The sequence below is a fragment of the Haloferax sp. Atlit-6N genome (assembly GCF_003383195.1).
GTDB lineage: Archaea > Halobacteriota > Halobacteria > Halobacteriales > Haloferacaceae > Haloferax > Haloferax gibbonsii.
The window spans coordinates 1-501 of the sequence record NZ_QEQJ01000212.1 but is presented as its reverse complement, the minus strand read 5'-3'; the positions used below and the strand labels follow the sequence as shown (position 1 = coordinate 501).

Below are 501 nucleotides of genomic sequence, written 5' to 3'. Positions count from 1 at the left end.
GATAAAAACCGAACCGCGGGTGCGTCACCGAGCGGGCGGACGCCTACTCCCAGATGGAGCGGGCCATCCGCTGCGGGAACTCGACGATGAGTTTGAGCAGGCTCGTCCCTTCCTCGTTGCCGCGGATGTACGACCGGACCCGCTGGCTCACGAACTCGACGGAGACGACGAGCATGAAGATGACGAGAATCGTCGCCATCATGTTCGTGTACCGGAACAGACCGCGCTGGGTCTGAAGCACCTGTCCGAGGCCGCCGCCGCCGATGAGTCCCATCGTGACGCCGATGCGGACGTTGATTTCGAGGATGTACATCGTCCACGCGATGAAGGGCGTAAAGACCTGCGAGAGCATCCCGAAGACGACCTTCTGGGGGCTGTTCGCGCCGGTCGACTCGATGGCCTCTATCGGTCCGTCCTCGACTTCTTCGAGGGCGTCCGTGAACAGGCGACCGAGGTTCCCCATCGTGTCGGTGCCGATGGCGAGCGTCGCCGTGAACGGCG

Annotated in this window: 1 pseudogene; it reads right to left on the bottom strand. The window is 63.5% G+C overall.

The annotated features are described in order from the left end of the window. Positions 1-43: 43 nt before the first annotated feature. Positions 44-501 (bottom strand): annotated as a pseudogene (locus DEQ92_RS21985) (phosphonate ABC transporter, permease protein PhnE); the annotation flags it as partial.